General features: G+C 73.0%; 19 protein-coding genes and 1 pseudogene. 10 read left to right on the top strand and 10 right to left on the bottom strand.

Annotation, left to right across the window (positions count from 1 at the left end; translation table 11 throughout):
• Window positions 1-56: 56 nt before the first annotated feature.
• From BKD26_RS26990 to BKD26_RS26985, 3 genes are all read left to right on the top strand, one after another.
• On the top strand, window positions 57-251 hold the full coding sequence (locus BKD26_RS26990) for an antitoxin (RefSeq protein WP_084903182.1): 195 nt from the start codon (window positions 57-59) through the stop codon (window positions 249-251).
• A gap of 188 nt (window positions 252-439) precedes the next feature.
• Window positions 440-616 carry a hypothetical protein gene (locus tag BKD26_RS40545; protein ID WP_158071137.1) on the top strand — a complete coding sequence of 59 codons (177 nt, stop codon included), beginning with the start codon at window positions 440-442 and terminating at the stop codon, window positions 614-616.
• A 322-nt stretch (window positions 617-938) separates the two neighbouring features.
• Window positions 939-1,829 carry an NAD(P)-dependent oxidoreductase gene (locus tag BKD26_RS26985; RefSeq protein WP_084903178.1) on the top strand — a complete coding sequence of 297 codons (891 nt, stop codon included), beginning with the start codon at window positions 939-941 and terminating at the stop codon, window positions 1,827-1,829.
• Between the two features lie 4 nt (window positions 1,830-1,833).
• Here the strand turns inward: BKD26_RS26985 and BKD26_RS26980 are convergent, their stop codons facing one another.
• From BKD26_RS26980 to BKD26_RS26965, 4 genes and pseudogenes are all read right to left on the bottom strand, one after another.
• A complete protein-coding gene (locus tag BKD26_RS26980; protein WP_084903175.1) occupies window positions 1,834-3,387 on the bottom strand; it encodes an NAD(P)/FAD-dependent oxidoreductase in 1,554 nt (517 codons plus the stop codon).
• Window positions 3,388-3,419: 32 nt separating this feature from the next.
• A complete protein-coding gene (locus tag BKD26_RS26975; RefSeq protein WP_084903173.1) occupies window positions 3,420-5,684 on the bottom strand; it encodes a serine/threonine-protein kinase in 2,265 nt (754 codons plus the stop codon).
• A 111-nt stretch (window positions 5,685-5,795) separates the two neighbouring features.
• Window positions 5,796-6,650: pseudogene (locus BKD26_RS26970) on the bottom strand (oxygenase MpaB family protein); the annotation flags it as partial.
• Window positions 6,651-6,659: 9 nt separating this feature from the next.
• Complete coding sequence (locus tag BKD26_RS26965) at window positions 6,660-7,838, bottom strand: acyl-CoA dehydrogenase family protein (protein ID WP_084903168.1); 1,179 nt, start codon at window positions 7,836-7,838, stop codon at window positions 6,660-6,662.
• 132 nt (window positions 7,839-7,970) lie between these two features.
• On the opposite strand from BKD26_RS26965, the gene BKD26_RS26960 reads away from it, so the two are divergent.
• The 3 genes from BKD26_RS26960 to BKD26_RS26950 all read left to right on the top strand — a co-directional run bounded on the left by BKD26_RS26960 (window position 7,971) and on the right by BKD26_RS26950 (window position 10,443).
• Complete coding sequence (locus BKD26_RS26960) at window positions 7,971-8,285, top strand: hypothetical protein (RefSeq protein ID WP_084903166.1); 315 nt, start codon at window positions 7,971-7,973, stop codon at window positions 8,283-8,285.
• Between the two features lie 60 nt (window positions 8,286-8,345).
• A complete protein-coding gene (locus tag BKD26_RS26955) occupies window positions 8,346-9,914 on the top strand; it encodes a molybdopterin-dependent oxidoreductase (RefSeq protein ID WP_084903164.1) in 1,569 nt (522 codons plus the stop codon).
• A gap of 79 nt (window positions 9,915-9,993) precedes the next feature.
• Window positions 9,994-10,443, top strand: coding sequence for a DUF4383 domain-containing protein (locus BKD26_RS26950; RefSeq protein WP_179166719.1), 450 nt, complete (start codon window positions 9,994-9,996; stop codon window positions 10,441-10,443).
• 66 nt (window positions 10,444-10,509) lie between these two features.
• Here BKD26_RS26950 and BKD26_RS26945 read toward each other — a convergent pair whose 3' ends face one another.
• Both BKD26_RS26945 and BKD26_RS26940 read right to left on the bottom strand, forming a co-directional pair.
• The gene (locus BKD26_RS26945; RefSeq protein ID WP_084903162.1) at window positions 10,510-11,253 is read right to left on the bottom strand and encodes an anti-sigma factor; all 744 of its coding nucleotides are present in this window, start codon (window positions 11,251-11,253) and stop codon (window positions 10,510-10,512) included.
• Window positions 11,250-11,834, bottom strand: coding sequence for a sigma-70 family RNA polymerase sigma factor (locus BKD26_RS26940; protein WP_084903159.1), 585 nt, complete (start codon window positions 11,832-11,834; stop codon window positions 11,250-11,252). Before BKD26_RS26940 ends, BKD26_RS26945 begins: the two co-directional genes overlap by 4 nt.
• 379 nt (window positions 11,835-12,213) lie before the next feature.
• Between BKD26_RS26940 and BKD26_RS26935 the strand changes: the two genes are divergently transcribed.
• Window positions 12,214-12,855: a fasciclin domain-containing protein gene (locus BKD26_RS26935; RefSeq protein WP_084903157.1), complete on the top strand. Its 642-nt coding sequence runs from the start codon at window positions 12,214-12,216 to the stop codon at window positions 12,853-12,855.
• A 91-nt stretch (window positions 12,856-12,946) separates the two neighbouring features.
• Window positions 12,947-13,336 carry an ATP-binding protein gene (locus BKD26_RS26930; protein WP_084903154.1) on the top strand — a complete coding sequence of 130 codons (390 nt, stop codon included), beginning with the start codon at window positions 12,947-12,949 and terminating at the stop codon, window positions 13,334-13,336.
• 138 nt (window positions 13,337-13,474) lie between these two features.
• Here the strand turns inward: BKD26_RS26930 and BKD26_RS26925 are convergent, their stop codons facing one another.
• The 4 genes from BKD26_RS26925 to BKD26_RS26910 are packed head-to-tail and all read right to left on the bottom strand — an operon-like array spanning window position 13,475 to window position 15,049.
• Window positions 13,475-13,891, bottom strand: a complete 417-nt coding sequence (locus BKD26_RS26925) for a CBS domain-containing protein (protein ID WP_084903152.1) — start codon at window positions 13,889-13,891, stop codon at window positions 13,475-13,477.
• Between the two features lie 14 nt (window positions 13,892-13,905).
• Window positions 13,906-14,151 (bottom strand): DUF6480 family protein, encoded by a 246-nt coding sequence (locus BKD26_RS26920; protein ID WP_084903149.1) that lies wholly within the window; start codon window positions 14,149-14,151, stop codon window positions 13,906-13,908.
• 45 nt (window positions 14,152-14,196) lie between these two features.
• Window positions 14,197-14,406, bottom strand: coding sequence for a CDGSH iron-sulfur domain-containing protein (locus tag BKD26_RS26915; protein ID WP_277622420.1), 210 nt, complete (start codon window positions 14,404-14,406; stop codon window positions 14,197-14,199).
• A complete protein-coding gene (locus tag BKD26_RS26910) occupies window positions 14,390-15,049 on the bottom strand; it encodes a HemK2/MTQ2 family protein methyltransferase (RefSeq protein ID WP_179166718.1) in 660 nt (219 codons plus the stop codon). The genes BKD26_RS26915 and BKD26_RS26910 overlap by 17 nt, the downstream gene beginning before the upstream one ends.
• Window positions 15,050-15,113: 64 nt before the next feature.
• Between BKD26_RS26910 and BKD26_RS26905 the strand changes: the two genes are divergently transcribed.
• Complete coding sequence (locus BKD26_RS26905; RefSeq protein WP_084903144.1) at window positions 15,114-16,688, top strand: FAD-dependent oxidoreductase; 1,575 nt, start codon at window positions 15,114-15,116, stop codon at window positions 16,686-16,688.
• A complete protein-coding gene (locus BKD26_RS26900; protein ID WP_084903141.1) occupies window positions 16,685-17,725 on the top strand; it encodes an iron-containing redox enzyme family protein in 1,041 nt (346 codons plus the stop codon). The genes BKD26_RS26905 and BKD26_RS26900 overlap by 4 nt, the downstream gene beginning before the upstream one ends.
• The last annotated feature ends 536 nt before the right edge of the window (window positions 17,726-18,261 follow it).

The following is an 18,261-nucleotide window of genomic DNA, read 5'->3' as shown; positions in this document are numbered from 1 at the left end:
TACGGGCGAGCGAAACTGAGGGGCGGGGGGTCACTCTGCGAGGAGAGGATGACCCTATGTCCGTGATGGACAAGCTCAAGCAGATGCTCAAAGGCCACGAGGACAAGGCCGGGCAAGGCATCGACAAGGCGGGCGACTTCGTCGACGAGAAGACCCAGGGCAAGTACAGCAGCCAGGTCGACACCTCCCAGGACAAGCTCAAGCAGCAGCTTGGCGGGGACCGTCCGCAGGACCCGCCGCCCCGGGCCTGAGCCACAACGGCCCTCCGTCCCCGGCGGCCGTGTCGCCACGGCCGCCGGGGACGAGGTGTGCCCGGCGTCAGGCGCGCCGGCGACCAGCACCTTCGAGTGGCTCCACCACCCGCCCGCGCGACTCGGCGTGCGGTGGAGCGGCGGCTGATGAACAGTCGTGGTGAGTCCCCAACTCGAAGGAGAAACTCATGCTTCGGCGCATCTCGCTCGTTCTGGCCGGTCTGATGGCGGTCGGCTTCATGGCCGCGGCCCCTGCCGCCGCCCACGGCTCGGACGTGGAAGGCTGCTGGGGGTCCGGCGGCCACGTGAAGGCCGGCAAGGTCCACGTGAAGCACCACGAGGCCACCTGCTGGGACGTCGGCTGACCCGAACGGCACACGGATGGGCGCCCTGGTGGCGCCCATCCGTGTGCCGTCGGCCATCGATGTGTCGCCGCCCGTCCTGCCGTGTGCCGACGAGAGGGTTCCGTGGGGGGCCGTGACGAGCAGCTCGACGTGACGCACGACGCCACCGCCACCAGGACTGGCTGGACGGCCCGCGCCTCGGTGGAAAGGCCCGCGTCCGAACGGGTAATCGGGCAGACTGCCGGGAGCTTGGTCCGCCTCAGTCCTGGCGCACCGGCTCCCACCGCGCTGCGCCGCACCGCACGCACGGCACCGTACGAGCAGAGGAACAGAAGGCCAACGTATGACCGACATACTCACCGTGAGCGTCCTGGGCACCGGAGTCATGGGGGCCGCCATGGCGCGCAACATCGCCCGGGCCGGACACAGCGTCCGCGCGTGGAACCGCACGCGGGCCAAGGCGGAGCCCCTGGCCACCGACGGCGCGCACATCGCCGACACCCCCGCCGAAGCCGTACAGGACGCCAACGTGGTTCTCACCATGCTCCACGACGGCGCCGCGGCCCTGGACAGCATGCGGCAGGCCGCGCCCGCACTGCGGCCCGGCACCGCGTGGGTGCAGTCCACGACCACGGGGATCGAGGCCGTCGGCGAACTGGCAGACTTCGCCAGGGAGCACGAGTTGGTCTTCTTCGACGCGCCCGTCCTCGGCACCCGCGAGCCCGCCGAGGCCGGGCAGTTGACCGTGCTGGCCGCCGGCCCCGGCGACCGCCGGGACGCCGTGGCAGCGGTGTTCGACGCCGTCGGGACCCGCACCGTATGGACCGGCGACGACGGTGCGTCGGCCGGCGCCACCCGCCTCAAGCTCGTGGCCAACAGCTGGGTCATCGCGGCCACCGCCGCGACCGGTGAGGCGCTCGCCCTGTCCAAGGTCCTCGGGGTGGACCCACGGAGCTTCTTCGACATCATCGCCGGCGGCCCGCTCGACATGGGCTACCTGCGCGCCAAGTCCGACCTCGTCCTGAACGACCGCCTCTCACCGGCGAGCTTCGCGGTCGACACCGCCGTGAAGGACGCCCGGCTCATCGTCGAGGCCGGGCAGCGGCGCGGCATCCGCCTCGACGTGGCAGCCGCAGGCGCCGAACGCCTGGCGCGCGCCGCCGCCCAGGGTCACGGCGACAAGGACATGGCCGCCGCCTACTACGCCAGCTTCGACGAGGCGCCCGCTCCCTGACGGCTCAACGCTCCAGCACCGCCATGGCCGCGTTGTGGCCGGGGATGCCGCTGACGCCGCCGCCGCGCACCGCGCCCGCCCCGCACAGCAGCACGTTGGCGTGGGCGGTCTCCACGCCCCACCGGCCGGTGGCGTCGGCTGCATCGGTGGCGTACGGCCAGGAGAGGTCGCCGTGGAAGATGTGGCCGCCGGGCAGCCGCAGGTCCCGTTCCAGGTCGAGCGGGGTCTTGGCCTCGATGCAGGGGCGGCCTTCCGCGTCGGTGGCGAGGCAGTCGGCGAGCGGTTCGTCCAGATGGGCGCCGAGTTGGGCGAGGGTGGCCTCGAGGAGGGCGGCGCGGGCGGTGTCGTTGTCGGCGGCGAAGAGGCGTGCCGGGGTGTGCAGGCCGAAGAGCGTCAGCGTCTGGTACCCGCGGGCGGCGAGGTCGGGGCCGAGGATCGACGGGTCGCTCAGGGAGTGGCAGTAGATCTCGGAGGGCGGGGCGCTCGGCAGCCGGCCGGCCGCCGCCTCCCGGTACGCGGCCGCCAACTGCCCGTACCCCTCGGAGATGTGGAACGTCCCGGCGAACGCGTCACGCGGGTCGACGGAGCGGTCCCGCAGCCGGGGAAGCCGCTTCAGCAGCATGTTCACCTTCAGCTGGGCGCCCTCGGCGGGCGGCGGGGCGGGCTCGCCCAGCAGGGCGGCCAGCGCGTGCGGTGACGCCCCGGCCAGGACGTGCCGGGCGGCGACAATGCCCTCCCCCGCCTCCGTACGGAACGTGAGCTCGGCGGCGCGGCCGTCCGTCTCGATCCGGGTCACCTCGTGGCCGGTGCGGATCTCGGCGCCGGCCGAGCGCGCCGCGTCCGCGAGGGCGCCGGTGAGGGCGCCCATGCCGCCGACGGGTACGTTCCACTCCCCCGTCCCGCCGCCGATCACGTGGTAGAGGAAGCAGCGGTTCTGGACGAGGGACGGGTCGTGGGCGTCGGCGAACGTACCGATCAGCGCGTCGGTGAGCACCACCCCGCGTACGAGATCGTCGGCGAAGTGCTCCTCGATGGCGACGCCGACGGGCTCCTCGAAGAGCATCCGCCACGCCTCGTCGTCCGCGATCCGGGCGCGCAGTTCCTCGCGGGTGGGCAGCGGCCCGGTGAGGGTGGGGAACACCCGTTCGGCGACGTGGCCGGTCCTGGCGTAGAACCGCTGCCAGGCCGCGTACTCGGCGTCCGAGCCGGTGAGCGCGGCGAACGACTCCCGGGTGCGCTCGCCGCCCACCAGCAGGCCGGCGGCCCGGCCCCGGCGCTCGACCGGGGTGTACGAGGAGATGGTGCGCCGGGCGACGGCGAACCGCAGGCCCAGATCCCGCACGATCTTCGGCGGCAGCAGGGACACCAGGTAGGAGTAGCGCGAGAGCCGGGCGTCGACCCCGGCGAAGGGCCGGGTGGACACGGCGGCCCCGCCGGTGGCGGGCAGGCGTTCCAGGACGAGGACGGAGCGCCCGGCGCGGGCGAGGTAGGCGGCGGCGACCAGGCCGTTGTGGCCGCCGCCGACGATGACGGCGTCGTAGGAGCGCGGTGCGGTCATGGCCCTTCGTAACACGCGCCCGTACGGATCCTCTAGGGGCCGCTCCGCCGGCGGCGCAGGTCGGCGACCCGCCGGTACAGCTCGACGGCCTCGGTCTGCCGGCCCAGCTGCTGCAGGCAGTGCGCCTGGTCGTTGCGGCTGGCCAGGGCGTCGGGGTGGGTGGTGCCGAGCACCCGGTCCCGGGCCTCGGCGACCCGCTCGTACACGGCCAGCGCCTCGGCCCAGCGGCCCAGCCAGCCGAGCCCGACCGCGACCTCCCGGCAGCTGACCAGCGTGTCGGGGTGGTCGGGCCCCAGCACGCGTTCGCGGATGCCGTACACCTCGCGGGCCTCGGCCAGGGCCTCCTGCCAGCGGCCGAGCCGGCCGAGGTTGACGCCCAGGCCGTGCCGGGCGCGCAGCGTCTCCGGGTCGTCGGGGCCGTGCGCCCGGGTGCGGGCGTCGACGAGGTCGCGGTACAGCTCCAGCGCCTCGTGGCTGCGGCCGAGCCTGCCGAGGCTTATCCCGACCTCGTACCGGGCGGCGAGCGTGTCGGGGTGGTCGGGGCCGAGGGCGTGGGCGCGTGCGGCGGCCACCTCGCGGTAGGTGCGCAGCGCCTCGGGCCAGCGTCCGAGCTGGCCGAGCGTGTACGCCACCTCGTACAGGGTGACCAGGGTGTCGGGGTGCTCGGGCCCCAGCAGCCGGGCGCGGGCGGCGGCCACGTCGTACGCCATCCGGTACGACTCCTCCAGGCGCCCGAGCCGGCCGAGGTTGAACGCCAGGTTGTGGCGGCAGCGCAGCGTGTCGGGGTGGTCGGCGCCCATGGTGCGCGTGCGGGCGTCGAGGACGGAGGTGTACGCCTGGTGGGCCTCGAAGTGGCGCCCGAGCCGGCCCAGGACGTACGCCATCTCCTGCCGGGCGGTGAGGGTGTCGGGGTGGTCGGGGCCGAGGACGCGGGCCCGGCCCTCGGCGACGTGGCCGAACTCGCGCAGCGCGTCGGCGTCGCGGCCGGTCCTGCTGAGCGTGAAGCCGACCTCGTAGCGGCTGGTGAGCGTGTCGGGGTGGTCGGGGCCCAGGGCGTGCTCCCGCTCGGCGGCGACCGCGCGGTGCACCTCCCCGGCCTCCTCCCAGCGGCCCAGCCGCCCCAGGCTCAGGCCGGCGTTGTGGCGGCCGGCCAGGTGGGCGAGCACCTCGGGCGGAGGGGTGGGGCGTTGGAGCCGGGGCGGTGCCGGTACGGGGAGGGCGGTGCCGCGCGGATCGGTGGAGGTGGTCCACTCGCCGGTGAGGCCGGCCGCCGGGTCGGGCGGCGGGGCGGTGTGCAGGAGGGTGGTGCCGACCGCCTTGTGCCCGGTGGTCATGCCGCGGGTCCAGGACGGCAGGTGGTGGTGGGCGTACGGGTACGCGGGGGCGAGGGGGAAGGGGGCGTGGAGCACGGCGGCGGGGGCGGGGGCCGGGGCGATGGCGAGGGCCGGGCGGGCGGCGTCGGCGATGCGGCGGCGCAGGTCGGCGGCGTCGGAGGGGCGGCCGTCGGGCGCCTTGGCGAGCAGGTCGAGGACGATCCGCTCGAAGAACTCCGGGAGCTCCGCCCGGTGGTTGCGCAGCGGCTCGGGCGGGGTGTCGCGGTGGCCCACGAGTATCGCCCAGGCGTCGCCCAGGTCGAACGGCGGTACGCCGGTGGCGATCTCGTACAGGACGCAGCCCAGCGAGTACAGGTCGCTGCGGTGGTCGACGTGGCCGCCGCTGATCTGCTCGGGCGACATGTAGTGCGGGGTGCCCATGGCGATGCCGGTACCGGTGAGGCGGGCGGTGAACCCGATGTCGGCGCCGAGGTGGGCGATGCCGAAGTCGCAGATCTTCACCGTTCCGTCGGCCAGCCGCATGATGTTGGCGGGTTTGAGGTCCCGGTGCACGATGCCCTGCCGGTGCGTGTAGGCGAGGGCGTCGGCGACCTGTTCGGCGATGTCGACGACGTCATGGACGGGCAGCGGGTGCTGTCGGTTGTCCTCCAGGAGCTGGCTGAGGTTGCGGCCTTCGAGGAGCTCCATGACCAGGTGGAGCAGACCGTCGGACTCGCCGAAGTCATGGACGACGGTCACGCCGCGGTGCTGGAGCGCGGCCGCGACGCGTGCCTCGCGGCGGAAGCGCTCGCGCAGTACGGTGACGAAGTTCGGGTCCTGTTGCGGCCCCAGCGGCTTGAGGCACTTGACCGCGACGCGGCGGCCGAGCGATTCGTCGGTGGCGCGCCACACCTCGCCCATGCCGCCGCGCCCGATCAACTCTTCCAGCCGGTAGCGGCCCTGAAGCAGCCTGGTGTCCCCCATCGCGTGCCATCGCCCCCGTTGAGTCCCCGTTGAGTACCCGTGCAGTTCGCGTACCGTCCGCGTACAGTCCCCGTCGATCTGCCCGTCGATCTGCCCGTCGTCCCCGCGCTATGCCCTCCCCGGCCCGTCCAGTATGGCGGGCCGTCCGCGGAGTGTGTACGGGGCCGGGCGGGTGTCGGGTCCCAGTCTGGACACGGCTTTGAGGATGTGCTGGGGCGGCAGTTGCCAGCGGATACGGGAGGGGACGCAGCGCAGCAGGTTGCCGGTCGCGATCAGGTGGTACGTGACGGTGCCGGGGCTCGGCGCGGGCCTGCCGTACAGGGCGTGGGCCCAGGGAGGGAGGGAGTTGTACGCGAGGGCCGCCACGCGCCGCCAGAGCAGGGCGCGGGCGGGGATCAGCGCGGTGGGGACGGGGGGCCGGCGCAGGAAGGCGTCGACGGTGCGGGCGTCGGCGCCGGCGGCGAGGTGGGGGCGCATCGCCGCGAAGTACGCGTCCAGTTCGGCGGCCGAGGCGGGCACGCGGGCCGGGTCGAGGCCCACCAGCCGGGCGCTCTCGCGGTGTTCGCCGATGTAGTGGTCGGCCTGGGCGTCGCTGAGGGGGATGCCGGAGCGGCGTACGACGTGCAGGTAGGAGTCGATCTCGGCACAGTGGACCCACAGCAGCAGCTCGGGGTCGTCGACGCCCAGGAGCCGGTGGATCCGCCGGACCCGGGCTCCGGCCTTCTCGGCGGCCTCGGTCGTGCCGTAGGTGAGGGTGCCGACGAAGCCGGCGGTGCGCATCAGCCGGCCCCAGGCGTCGTCCAGGAAACTGCTGTTGATCATGACTCCGCGTACGGCGGCGGGGTGCAGCGCCTGGAGGTACAGGGCCCGGACGCCGGCGATCCACATCATGGGGTCGCTGTGCAGCTGCCAGGTCACGGAGCCGGGCCCGAAGAGGCCGGGATCCGCGTCGCCGCTGTCACGCATGGGGTGACGTTACCGCCGTACCCGGGGCATGCCCAGGCCGATCCAGGAGATGATCTCGCGCTGGATCTCGTTGTTGCCGCCGCCGAAGGTGAAGATCACGGCGGAGCGGTAGCCGCGCTCCAGGTCGCCGTGGAGCACGGAGCCGGCCGAGCCCTCCTTCAGCGGGGCGGCCGAGCCGACGACCTCCATCAGCCAGGCGTAGGCGTCGCGGCGCGCCTCGGAGCCGTACACCTTGACGGCGGAGGCGTCCTGCGGGGTGAGGGTGCCGTGCTGGAGGGCGGTGACCATCCGCCAGTTGAGCAGCTTCATGGCGTCGAGTTTCGTGTGCGTCTGCGCCAGGCGTTTCCTGACCCAGCCGAGGTCGATGACGCGGCGGCCGTCGGCGAGCTTGGTGCCGGCGGCCCAGCGCTGCACGTCGTGCAGGGCCCGGATGGCCATGGTGCCGTGCGCGGCGAGGGTGACGCGCTCGTGGTTGAGCTGGTTGGTGATCAGCCGCCAGCCCTTGTTCTCCTCGCCGATGCGGTGGGAGACGGGGACGCGGACGTTCTCGTAGTAGCTGGCGGTGGTGTCGTGCCCGGCGAGGGTGTTGATGAGGGTGCAGGAGTATCCGGGGTCGGAGGTCGGGACGAGGAGCATGGTGATGCCCTTGTGGGGCGGGGCGTCCGGGTCCGTACGGACGGCGAGCCACACCCAGTCGGCGGTGTCGCCGTTGGTGGTCCAGATCTTCTGGCCGTTGACGACGTACTCGTCGCCCTCCCGGACGGCTTTCGTCTTCAGCGCGGCGAGGTCGGTGCCGGCGTCGGGCTCGCTGTAGCCGATGGCGAAGTCGATCTCGCCGGAGAGGATGCGGGGCAGGAAGTACGCCTTCTGCTCGTCGGTGCCGAACCGCATGATCGTGGGCCCGACGGTGTTGAGCGCCATGAGCGGGAGCGGTACGCCGGCCTGGGCGGCCTCGTCGAAGAAGATGAACTGCTCCATGGGCGTGAGCCCGCGCCCGCCGTACTCCTCGGGCCACCCGACGCCGAGCCAGCGGTCGGCACCCAGGCGGCGGATGGTGGCGCGGTAGAACCGCTTGCGGGCGGTCGGGTCGGCGTCGCCCGGGTGGGCGCCTTCGGGTACGAGTCCGGCGAAGTAGGCGCGCAGTTCGGCGCGCAGCCGGTGCTGCTCCGGTGTGTATTCGAGGTGCACGGCCCCTCCAGGCGTCGCGGCCAGTCCCTGCGGCGCGGCACAGAGTAGAACGCGTTCCAGTAATGCGGAAGCCCCGTGAGGGGTTCTCGCTGGGACGGGGTGGCTGCCCGGCGGGGCCGGAGGTGATCGCAGATGCCCGAGCCAGGCAGCAAGAAGTACGACGTCCGACGCGCCCGCACCCGCACCCGCACCCGTACCCGTACCCGTACCCGCAAGGACGAGGAGAACCGGGGCGTGTCCGACCAGGACGCGAACCAGGAGGCCAACGCCCTGCAGGACGACGAGGGGGCTCCGCTCCCGAGGCCCGAAGACGGAACGGGGCCGCGGCCCGAAGGGCGAACGCGGCAAGTGAGCCGGGGCGGCGCCTCGGCCCCCGTGTCGGCCCCCTCCGGGGGCGTGCGGGTGCCGGGGCTGCTTCACGCGGACGCCCGGCGGTCTGATCCGTGACCGTTCCACCCTTCGGGCCAAGGGACCCATCTGTGTGCCGTCCGGCTCCGAAGAGGGGGTGTGACTGCTTCTGAAAGCCTCTGGTTCCGTCGGCTGCTCGCCGGCCTGAGTGGATTGCTCGCCGGGTACGCGGCGCTTGCGGTGGCCGAGCTCGCCGCTGCCGCTGTCCGCCCCGAGGCGGGGCCCGTCGCGGCAGTGGGCGGAGCCGCCATCGACCGTACCCCCGCGCCGGTCAAGGACTGGGCGATCCGTACCTTCGGCGAGAGCGACAAGCTGGTCCTGCTGCTGGGCATTGTCGCCGTCCTCGCAGTCCTCGCCCTGATGCTGGGCCTTCTGGCGCTGCGCCACCGGCGGGTGGGCGCGTCCGCGGTGCTGCTGTTCGGCGTGGTGGGAGCCGTCGCGGCCACGACCCGCCCGGACTCCGACTCCTTCGCCGACGGGGTGCCGTCCCTGGCGGGGGCGCTCGCGGGGGCCGCGCTCCTCCACTGGCTGACCGGCCGGCTCACCGCGCCCGCACGGGCGTCGGCGCCCGGGGAGGGCTGGGATCGGCGCGGTTTCCTGATCGCTGCGAGCGCCGCCGCCGTGGCGTCCACCGGCGCCGGAGTTCTGGGCCGGACGCTGGGCGCGTCGCGTGCGCGGAACGCCATGGCTTCCCGGGCGGCTGTCGTTCTTCCCCGGCCGGACTCGCCCGCCGCGCCCGTGCCCAGGGGCGCGCAGCTGCGCGTTGCCGGTGTCAGCCGGTTCGTCACCCCCAACAAGGACTTCTACCGTGTCGACACCGCCTTGGTCGTGCCCAAGGTGGATGCCACGCGCTGGCGGCTGCGGATCCACGGCCGGGGCGTGGCCAGGTCACTCGCGCTCACTTTCCAGGATCTGCTCGACAGGGAGCTGGTCGAGCGGGACATCACCCTCGCCTGCGTCTCCAACGAGGTCGGTGGCCCGTACGTGGGCAACGCCCGCTGGCTCGGCGTACGCCTGGCCGACGTGCTGGCCGAGGCCGGTGTGAAGCCGCCGTCCAAGGGCGGTCCGGCCGATCAGCTGGTGGCCCGGTCCGTCGACGGCATGACGCTCGGCACCCCGGTCGAGGAGGTGATGGACGGGCGCGACGCGCTGCTCGCCATCGGGATGAACGGCGAGCCGCTGCCCTTCGACCACGGCTTCCCCGTCCGCATGGTGGTGCCTGGCCTGTACGGGTACGTCTCGGCCTGCAAGTGGATCGAGGACATCGAGCTCACCACGTTCGACGCCTACGACCCGTACTGGGTCAAGCGGAAGTGGGCGCGCAGGGCGCCCGTCAAGACCCAGTCCCGCATCGACACGCCCAAGCCGTTCGCCCGCCCCGCCGCCGGGACCGTCATGGTCGCCGGCGTCGCATGGGCCCAGCACCGGGGCATCGACCGCGTCGAGGTACGCGTCGACGACGGCCCCTGGCGACGGGCCGACCTCGCCGCCGAGGACACGATCGACACCTGGCGTCAGTGGTCCCTTCCCTGGAAGGCCACCCCCGGCAGCCACACCCTGACCGTCCGCGCCACCGACCGCACCGGTGAGACACAGACACGGGAACGCACCCGCACCATCCCCGACGGGGCGAGCGGATGGCATTCGGTGGTGGTCACCGTGGACTGAGCCGCGTGGCACGAACGGGCAGTCGATTCACCTCACTCACACCGCGACACCGCATGTACCCCGGAAGGACACCACCGTCATGTCCACTCATCACGCCATCCCCGTAACGTCCCGGACCCTCGTGCGGCGGGCCGCCCTGGTCGTCGGGGCGGTATTCGTCCTGGTCGGCATCCTCGGATTCATTCCCGGGGTGACCACCCACTACGAGTCGATGACGTTCGCCGAGCACCACTCCGAGGCAAAGCTCCTCGGGGTGTTCCAGGTCTCGGTCCTGCACAACATCGTGCACCTGCTGTTCGGCGTCGCCGGCCTCGCCCTCGCGCGCGCCGCCACCACCGCCCGTGCCTTCCTGATCGGCGGCGGCGCCGTGTACCTGGTGCTGTGGATCTACGGCCTGATCGTCGACCAGGACAGCGCGGCCAACTTCGTCCCCCTCAACTCGGCCGACAACTGGCTGCACTTCGTACTCGGCATCGGCATGATCGCGCTCGGTGTCCTGCTCACCCGCCGCTCCCCTGCCGAACGCTGACAACGGCACGTCCGGAGGGCCCGCAGCCGCGAGGCTGCGGGCCGCTCCTCAGCGGAGTCGCACGCTTCAGGTGGGAAGCGCCATGAGCAGCACGGGCGTACCGGTGGGTTGCGGTGACCCGCCGGCGGGTTCCACCGTGACGCCCACCCCGGTGGCGTCGCCGACGTCGCCCTCCATCACCAGGCCGCCGTCGGTGCGGGTGAGACCCGCGGGCCTCATCGTGCCGCCGTCGGCGAACCACAGCTGGTACGTCTTGCCGGACGGCAGCTCGGGCAGGCCGGACGCCAGGAACACGGCACTGTTCTCCTCGCGGGAGACGACCACGGTGGCCTTGGCCTCCCCCTTGCCGCTCGTGACGGTGCGGGCATCGGGGGCCGCCAGCACCCGGGCCATGTCGGCCGCCCGCTGTTCCGCTCGTTGCGCCTGCTCCTCGGCTTGCCGCGCCTCCTGGTGCTGCCACACCGCCACGCCGCCGAACGCGGTGGCAGCCGCGACGCACGCGGCGAGGACCAGGCGCGGCAGCCGCCCCCCGCGGCCGGACATGGGCTGCGGCACAGAGACGCCAGGCGCAAGTGCGGGTGGGAGCTGGCGGACGGTGGAGATCTCGCCAAGGACCCGTTGCTTCATCCCGGCCGGCGGGGCGGAAGCCACGGCGGATCCCAGGCGGGCGGCGGTGGCGGACAGCTCGCGGACCTCCTGCGCGCACGCGGGGCAGTCCCGCACGTGGCGCTCGAACTCGGCGCGCTCGTCGTCCGGCAGCGCGTTGAGCGCATAGGCACCGGAGGGCGCATGCAGATGTTCCTCGTTCACGCGTTCACTCCCATGCAGTCCCGCAGCCGGATCAGTCCGTCACGCAGACGCGTCTTGACCGTCCCGAGGGGCGCCGACAGCGAGGCGGCGACCTCCCGGTAGGTGTACCCCTGGTAGTAGGCGAGTGTCACCGCCTGCCTCTGCAGGTCGGTCAGGGACTGGAGACACCGCCGTACCTGTTCGCTCTCCAGCCGGACCGCCACTTCCTCGCTCACCTGGTCGTACGCGGGTGTGTGCTCCCGGCGCGCACTGCGCCGGTCGCGCTCGGTCGCCGCCTGCTCGGAGCGGACCCGGTCCACGGCACGGCGGTGGGCCATGGTCATCACCCAGGTCATGACGCTCCCCTGCTCCGGCCGGAACCGGGCGGCGTGCCGCCACACCTCCACCATGACCTCCTGCGCCACCTCCTCGGACTGGGCCGGGTCCCTGAGCACCCTGAGGATCAGCCCGAACACCGGTCCCGCGATCGAGTCGTAGAGCGTGGCGAAAGCATCCTGGTCACCGCCGGCCACCCGGGCGACGGTCTCCGACAGATCCGGCTCCCGGCGGGGCGAGCCGCCGATCCGTGCGATCTCCCTCACCGCGCACCCGCCCGGCGGGCACGGCCCGTTGGACGGGTGGCGGCCTGCTGGTCGTCCATGAGCGACCCCTTCACGTGTGTCGTCCCGGAAGAAGGCGAGATACGCCCATGCTTCCGCATTCCTTGCCGCTGATTCGTAGCCCGGCCGTTCGCGGATGGGTTCGTGGGCCGTCCGTCCGTATGACGTCCCGCGGGGTGCGGCTCTTCAGGGGATTTTCCGGCCCGGGCCAATCCGCTGCGCCGGCGTTTCCGAATGGGGGGCGTGAGGGCAGCGGGAGGACTTTCCACCTGTTCCCGGGCTTCGAGTCCTGACTGCTGTCCTCTCTTACCCCGCTCGGCACCCCAGCGGTGCCGGCATCGCTCAACGAGGAGACCGACCCATGCTCACGATCCGCTCCCGCCGTGCTCTCGCCGCTGTCGCAGCCGCTGTCACCCTGCCGCTCGCCCTCACGGCCTGCGGCATGGACGACTCGGCCGATTCGACGTCGGACACGCCGGCCACCGCCGCCTCCACCCCGAGCGAGACCGAGGAGAACGTGACGGCGGACGGCCCGTTCGGCCCGGCGTGCGCGTCGGTGCCCAAGGACGGTGCGGGAAGCTTCGACGGGATGGCGAAGGACCCCGTCGCCACGGCCGCGTCGAACAACCCCGCCCTGTCGACCCTCGTCACGGCCGTGAAGAAGGCCGGCCTGGTCGACACCCTGAACAACGCCCAGAACATCACGGTGTTCGCCCCGACCAACGACGCCTTCGCGAAGATCCCGAAGGCGGACCTCGACAAGGTCCTCAACGACAGGGCCACCCTGACGAAGATCCTCACCTACCACGTGGTCGGCCAGAAGCTCACACCGAAGCAGCTGGAGAGCGGCACGTTCGAAACCCTGGAGAAGAGCACGCTGACCACGGCCGGATCGGGCGAGTCGTACAAGGTCAACGACACCGCGAACGTCGTGTGCGGCAACGTGCCCACGGCGAACGCCACCGTCTACATCGTCGACACCGTCCTCATGCCGAAGATGTGACCGCCTCGGCGGACTCGGGCCCGGGCACCGCCCGGGCCCTTCCGCGCCCCTCCCGGCCCATCCACGGCACGGGCGGTCACGAATAAGGGGCATGAGAACGGAAACGGCGTCCCAGGGCACGGCGCGCATCCGCGCGGAAGTCCGCCACCGGCTGGCCACCTGGCATCTGGACGCACTGGCCGACGACGCCCTGCTCGTCATCACGGAACTCGCGGGCAACGCCGTCCGCCACGGAGTGCCGCCGGTGAGCATTCGCGTCCGCCGGACGCACGACGAGGACGGGCGGCACTGCCTCCTGCTGGAAGTGGAGGACGCCGGACCGGGCGTCGACGTCGCATGGGTACGTGCCCGCTGGCGTCACCCTTCGTACACCTTCGCCGACGGCGGCCGCGGCCTGTTCATCGTGAACGCCCTGGCCGACTCCTGGGGCGACACGGTGCACGCCCACGGTCACACCACCTGGGCCCGACTGGGCATGTGACCCGCGGGGAAGCCCGGCGCACGGCAACACGGGCGTGGGACAGCGCAAGGGCCCGCAGGGTGTGCCGGACCCGCCCGATGCGGCAACCGCGGCGGGCGGGTCCGGTATCCGCCGTCGTGGCGGGTGGCACGGTGGGGGTCAGTCGGTGGAGAGGGCTTCCAGAAGGTCGCCGACCTGGGGGTCGGGGAGCGCTCGGGCGACATCCGCCTGGGCGATCATGCCGACCAGGCGGTGGTTGTCGATCACCGGAAGCCGGCGCACCTTGTGCTCGGACATCTTGCGCAGCACCATCTGCACGTCGTCGTCCGCGTCCACGTACACCACTTCGCCCTGCGCGAGTTCGCCGGCCGTCGTCCTCGCCGGGTCCTTGCCGGCGCCGAGCGCCTTCACCACGATGTCGCGGTCGGTCAGCATGCCCTTGAGCTTGTCGTCGGAGCCGCAGATGGGCATCGCGCCCACCCCGAGCTGCTTCATCATCTCGGCAGCCTGGAGGACGGTGTCGCCCTCGCCGACGCAGTCGACGCCCTTGGTCATCAGCTGACGTGCGGTCGTCATACGTTGAGCTCCCTTCAGAGTGCGATCACCACTGCCATCGCGGCGAACAGCGCCGCCACGAGGACGACGACCAGCAGGATCAGCACCATCGGTGCCTTCGCCCAGCCGGTCGGCGGGTTGTGCGTCTCCCTCGGCCCGGCCCCGGGCATGCTCGATTCCGCGGGCGGCGTGTCGCCCGGCGGGACGCCGCCACCGGCGTCGAGACCCGGGGTGCGGTCCGGATCAGGGTCCGGGTTCGGGTTCGGGTTGGGGTCGGTCATGTCGTACGAGTGCGCAGGCCGGGCCCTTTCAATCCCGGCGGCCTTTCATTCCTCCGCCCGCGTGCGGCGCCGGTGGCTCGTGTCGCACCACGGGTAGCGGCGGCTGCGGCGGCAGGTGCACACCGCGACCATGAAGCGGTCGGAACACGCCGTCGTACCGTCCGGCAGCCGTACCTCGACCGGCCCCTCCATCAGGAGCGGCCCCTCCGGGTCGATCACCACCCGTTCGGCCGAGCCTTCAATTTCGCTGCGCACGGATCACCACCAGGTCTTCCTTGCGTTCGTCGGGCGCGATCAGCCCCTGCTGCTCCAGCCACTCGGCGTGCCGGGCCATCACGGGCCCGAACGGGATCCTGGCGCGCAGTTCGACGCGCGCGGACAGACCCCTGTCCTGCAACTGGTCCAGCGTGGCGTCCACCCCGGCCAGCGCCGACTGCACCAGCAACAGGACCCCCGAGTCCCGCAGCAGGTCCGGCGCCCGCGCGCACAGCCGGTCGAGGATCTGGCGCCCGTCCGCACCCGCGTTCCAGGTCCGGTCCGCCCCGCCGCGAACGGGGCCCGGGGACAGGACGTACGGCGGGTTGGACAGGATCAGGTCGAACCGCCGTCCTTCGACGGGTTTCGTCAGATCGCCGTGGCGGACGACGACCGGCAGCCCGAGGCGCCAGGCGTTGTAGCGCGCGGCGAGCACGGCGCGCCAGGAGATGTCGACGGCTGTCACCCGTGCCCCCGGGCACTCGGCGGCCAGCAGGGCCAGCGCGCCGGTGCCCGTCCCGACGTCGAGCACCTCGACGCCGGGCTGGGCGCGCAGCGTGCGCAGTTCGCTGCGCGCCGCCTGGGCAAGCAGTTCCGTGTCCTCCTGGGGCGCGTACACGCCGCGTGGTCTGAGTAGACGCATGCACAGCGGGTACCTCGGACTTCCCCGGCGAAACGCCGGTGACCTGCTGTGTAAGGAGTGAGCGATGAGCTTTCCGTCCGGTTCCGGTTCCGGTTCTCTGTGGATGGAGTACGCCCCCGGACCAGGCCGCCCGGCCGTGGACGGTCCCATCGAGACCGAGGTGGCCGTGGTGGGCGGCGGGATCGCCGGGCTGTGTACGGCGTGGGAGGTGGCCCGCGCCGGGCACCCGGTGGTGCTGCTGGAGGCCGACCGCATCGCGTCCGGCGTGACCGGCCACACCACGGCGAAGCTGTCGGCGCTGCACGGCATGGTGTACGCGGACATCGCGAGGATCCACGGCTCCCGGGCCGCCCGGCTCTACGCCCACTCGCAGCAGATCGCCATCGACCATGTGGCCGAGGTGAGCGAGGAGCTGGGCATCGACTGCGATCTGGAGCGGCTGCCCGCGTACACGTACACCGAGGATCCGGCGAAGGCGGACCAGCTGCGCGAGGAGGCGGAGGCGGCACGGGCGGCGGGGCTGGCCGCCTCGTACGTGACCGAGACGCCGCTGCCGTTCCCGGTGGTGGGCGCGGTCAAGGTGGAGAACCAGGCGCAGTTCCATCCGCGCAAGTACCTGCTGGCGCTCGCCGCCGACCTGGAGGTGCTGGGCGGGCGGATCTTCGAGCGGACGCGGGTGACCCGGCTCCAGGAGGGCTCGCCGTGCGAGCTGACCACGAGCGCCGGGCACACGATCAAGGCGCGTGACGTGGTCGTCGCCACCCACTACCCCGTCTTCGACCGGGCGCTGCTGTTCACCCGGCTGGAGCCGAAGCGGGAGCTGGTGGTGGCCGGACCGGTCCCGGACGGGCAGGACCCGGACGGGATGTTCCTGACGTGGGAGAACAACACGCGCTCGGTGCGGACGGCGCCGTACGGCGAGGACGGGCGGCGGATGCTCATCGTCACGGGCGAGAAGTTCACCCCCGGCACCGTGGAGGAGGGCGAGGTCGGCGAGCGCTACGAGAAGCTCACCTCCTGGACGCGGGAGCGTTTCCCCGGCGTGGAGCTCACGCACCGCTGGGCCACCCAGGACAACGTCACGACGGACCGGGTGCCGTACGTGGGGCGGCTGCACGCCGGGTCGCGGCACGCGTACGTGGCGAGTGGTTTCGCCGGCTGGGGCATGAGCAACGGCGTGATGGCGGGCGACCTGATCGCCTCCCGCATCCGTGGCCGCGAGCCCGCCTGGACGAGCCTGTATGACCCGGTACGGCTGCACCCGGTGCGCGAGGCGCCGGCGATGCTGCGGCTCCAGGCGCAGGTGGGCAAGCACTTCATCGGCGACCGGCTGCCGGGCGCGCACGCCGACTCGACGGCCGACATCCCGCGCGGCGGCGGTGCGGTCGTACGGGTCGGGGGGCGGCGGCTGGCGGTGCACCGGGACGCGGCGGGCACGCTGCACGGGGTGTCGGCGCGCTGCACGCACCTGGGGTGCATCGTCCACTTCAACGACGAGGAGTGCGCGTGGGAGTGCCCCTGCCACGGTTCTCGGTTCGACGTGGACGGCAAGGTGGTGCAGGGGCCGGCGCTGCGGCCGCTGGAGCAGATGGACGTGGAGGACACGGAGAACGTGGTGGACGTGGAGGAGGGCGAATGACGGTGGCGGCTCCCCTGCCGGAGGAACGGGGCCCCCTCTCGGCCGCCGTACGGCAGGTCCTGCTGGGCGGGACGGCGCCGGAGGTGACCGTGGCCGGTGCCGACCCTCTGGGCGAGGACCTCCAGCTGGCGCTGTACCTGTCGTACGAACCGCACTACCGGGACCTGGAGGGCGTCGCCGGGGAGCGGGAGTGGGACGCCGGGCTGCTCGGGCTGCGCCGCCCTATGGAGGAGGCGTTCCTCGGGGCGCTGCGGGAGGCGGTGCCCGGCGGCGACGACGTGGCGGCGGCGCTGGACCCGCTGCTGCTCGAGCCCGTCGACGGTCACGGGGTGTCGCACCGCCTGCTGGAGGACGGCACCTGGGCGCTGATGCGGGAGTACCTGGTGCACCGCTCGCTGTACCAGCTCAAGGAGTCCGATCCGCAGGCGTGGCTGATCCCGCGCCTGGAGGGGCAGGCGAAGGCGTCACTGGTGGCGGTGGCGTACGACGAGTTCGGCGCGGGGCGCGGCGAGCGGGTGCACGCCCGGCTGTTCGCGGACCTCATGGAGGGGGCGGGGCTGGACGCCTCGTACGGCCGCTACCTGGATCTCGCCCCGGCCACCACGCTCGCGACGGTGAACGTGATGTCGCTGTTCGGGCTGCACCGCTCGCTGCGGGGCGCGGCGGCCGGGAACTTCGCCGTCCTGGAGATCACCTCACCGCCGGGCGCCCGGCGCATGGCCAAGGCGCTGGAGCGGCTGGGCGCCGAGGAGCGGTGCGTCCGGTTCTTCACCGAGCACATCGAGGCGGACGCGGTCCACGAGCAGGTGATGCGCCGCGACGTCCTGGGCGACCTGCTGGCCCGCGAGCCGGAGCTGGCCGGGGACGTGGCGTTCGGCATCCGGGCGACGGTCTGGCTCGACGAGCTCTGGGAGAGCCGGGTGCTGGCGGCCTGGGACCACGGCCGCTCGTCGCTGCGGCGACCGCTGAGCGCTGTTACGCCGGGGGCGTCCGGTACGTCGAGTATGGCGGGTACGTCGGATACGTCGGCGTCGTGACCGACTGGCCCGCTCCGGCCCACGGGGCGAGCGGGGCGTCACGGGTCGTCCGGGCGCCTGGCGCCGGCCCGTGCCGGCCCTCGTCGTGGCGGGCGCGGCGCCGCGGCGCGGGCCGGCGGTAACTGACGGGGAACGGCCGGTCCCCGGCCCGCTGGGCCGGTGCGGGCGTGCGGCCACGACGCGGGCCGGTGGCGACAGGCGCCCGACGGAGTCATGGGGCAACGCGTGCACCGGCGTGCCGGTTACTGGCGGTTGCCAGGATCGCGGGCGCGAACCCCGGGCCCGGTCCTGGCGGCACGCCCGGAGCCCGCGACGCGGCTGGTTGCGGAGGCTTCTGCGGGCGGGCGTGGGGCCCGGGACGAAGGCGCCCGGCCGAAGCGCAGGCCCCAGGGGGAAGGCGCCACATCAAAGTGCGGGCCCAGGCTGAGACGGCGAGCGCGGCGCGGCCCGGTTCAGCGGCCGGTTGCCGTGCCGGCCCGGTTCCTGTGGGTCGCCCGTCCGGGCGCGGTTGCCGTTGGGTCCGCTCCGGGGGCATG

The organism is Streptomyces sp. CB03238 (genome assembly GCF_002099185.1).
GTDB lineage: Bacteria > Actinomycetota > Actinomycetes > Streptomycetales > Streptomycetaceae > Streptomyces.
This window is presented reverse-complemented; position numbering and strand designations above follow the sequence as displayed.

Coding starts and splice junctions, on each gene's coding strand:
- BKD26_RS26990 (WP_084903182.1), top strand. CDS start 57: ATGTCCGTGATGGACAAGCTCAAGCAGATGCTCAAAGGCCACGAGGAC.
- BKD26_RS40545 (WP_158071137.1), top strand. CDS start 440: ATGCTTCGGCGCATCTCGCTCGTTCTGGCCGGTCTGATGGCGGTCGGC.
- BKD26_RS26985 (WP_084903178.1), top strand. CDS start 939: ATGACCGACATACTCACCGTGAGCGTCCTGGGCACCGGAGTCATGGGG.
- BKD26_RS26980 (WP_084903175.1), bottom strand. CDS start 3,387: ATGACCGCACCGCGCTCCTACGACGCCGTCATCGTCGGCGGCGGCCAC.
- BKD26_RS26975 (WP_084903173.1), bottom strand. CDS start 5,684: ATGGGGGACACCAGGCTGCTTCAGGGCCGCTACCGGCTGGAAGAGTTG.
- BKD26_RS26960 (WP_084903166.1), top strand. CDS start 7,971: ATGCCCGAGCCAGGCAGCAAGAAGTACGACGTCCGACGCGCCCGCACC.
- BKD26_RS26950 (WP_179166719.1), top strand. CDS start 9,994: ATGTCCACTCATCACGCCATCCCCGTAACGTCCCGGACCCTCGTGCGG.
- BKD26_RS26935 (WP_084903157.1), top strand. CDS start 12,214: ATGCTCACGATCCGCTCCCGCCGTGCTCTCGCCGCTGTCGCAGCCGCT.
- BKD26_RS26930 (WP_084903154.1), top strand. CDS start 12,947: ATGAGAACGGAAACGGCGTCCCAGGGCACGGCGCGCATCCGCGCGGAA.
- BKD26_RS26925 (WP_084903152.1), bottom strand. CDS start 13,891: ATGACGACCGCACGTCAGCTGATGACCAAGGGCGTCGACTGCGTCGGC.
- BKD26_RS26920 (WP_084903149.1), bottom strand. CDS start 14,151: ATGACCGACCCCAACCCGAACCCGAACCCGGACCCTGATCCGGACCGC.
- BKD26_RS26910 (WP_179166718.1), bottom strand. CDS start 15,049: ATGCGTCTACTCAGACCACGCGGCGTGTACGCGCCCCAGGAGGACACG.
- BKD26_RS26905 (WP_084903144.1), top strand. CDS start 15,114: ATGAGCTTTCCGTCCGGTTCCGGTTCCGGTTCTCTGTGGATGGAGTAC.
- BKD26_RS26900 (WP_084903141.1), top strand. CDS start 16,685: ATGACGGTGGCGGCTCCCCTGCCGGAGGAACGGGGCCCCCTCTCGGCC.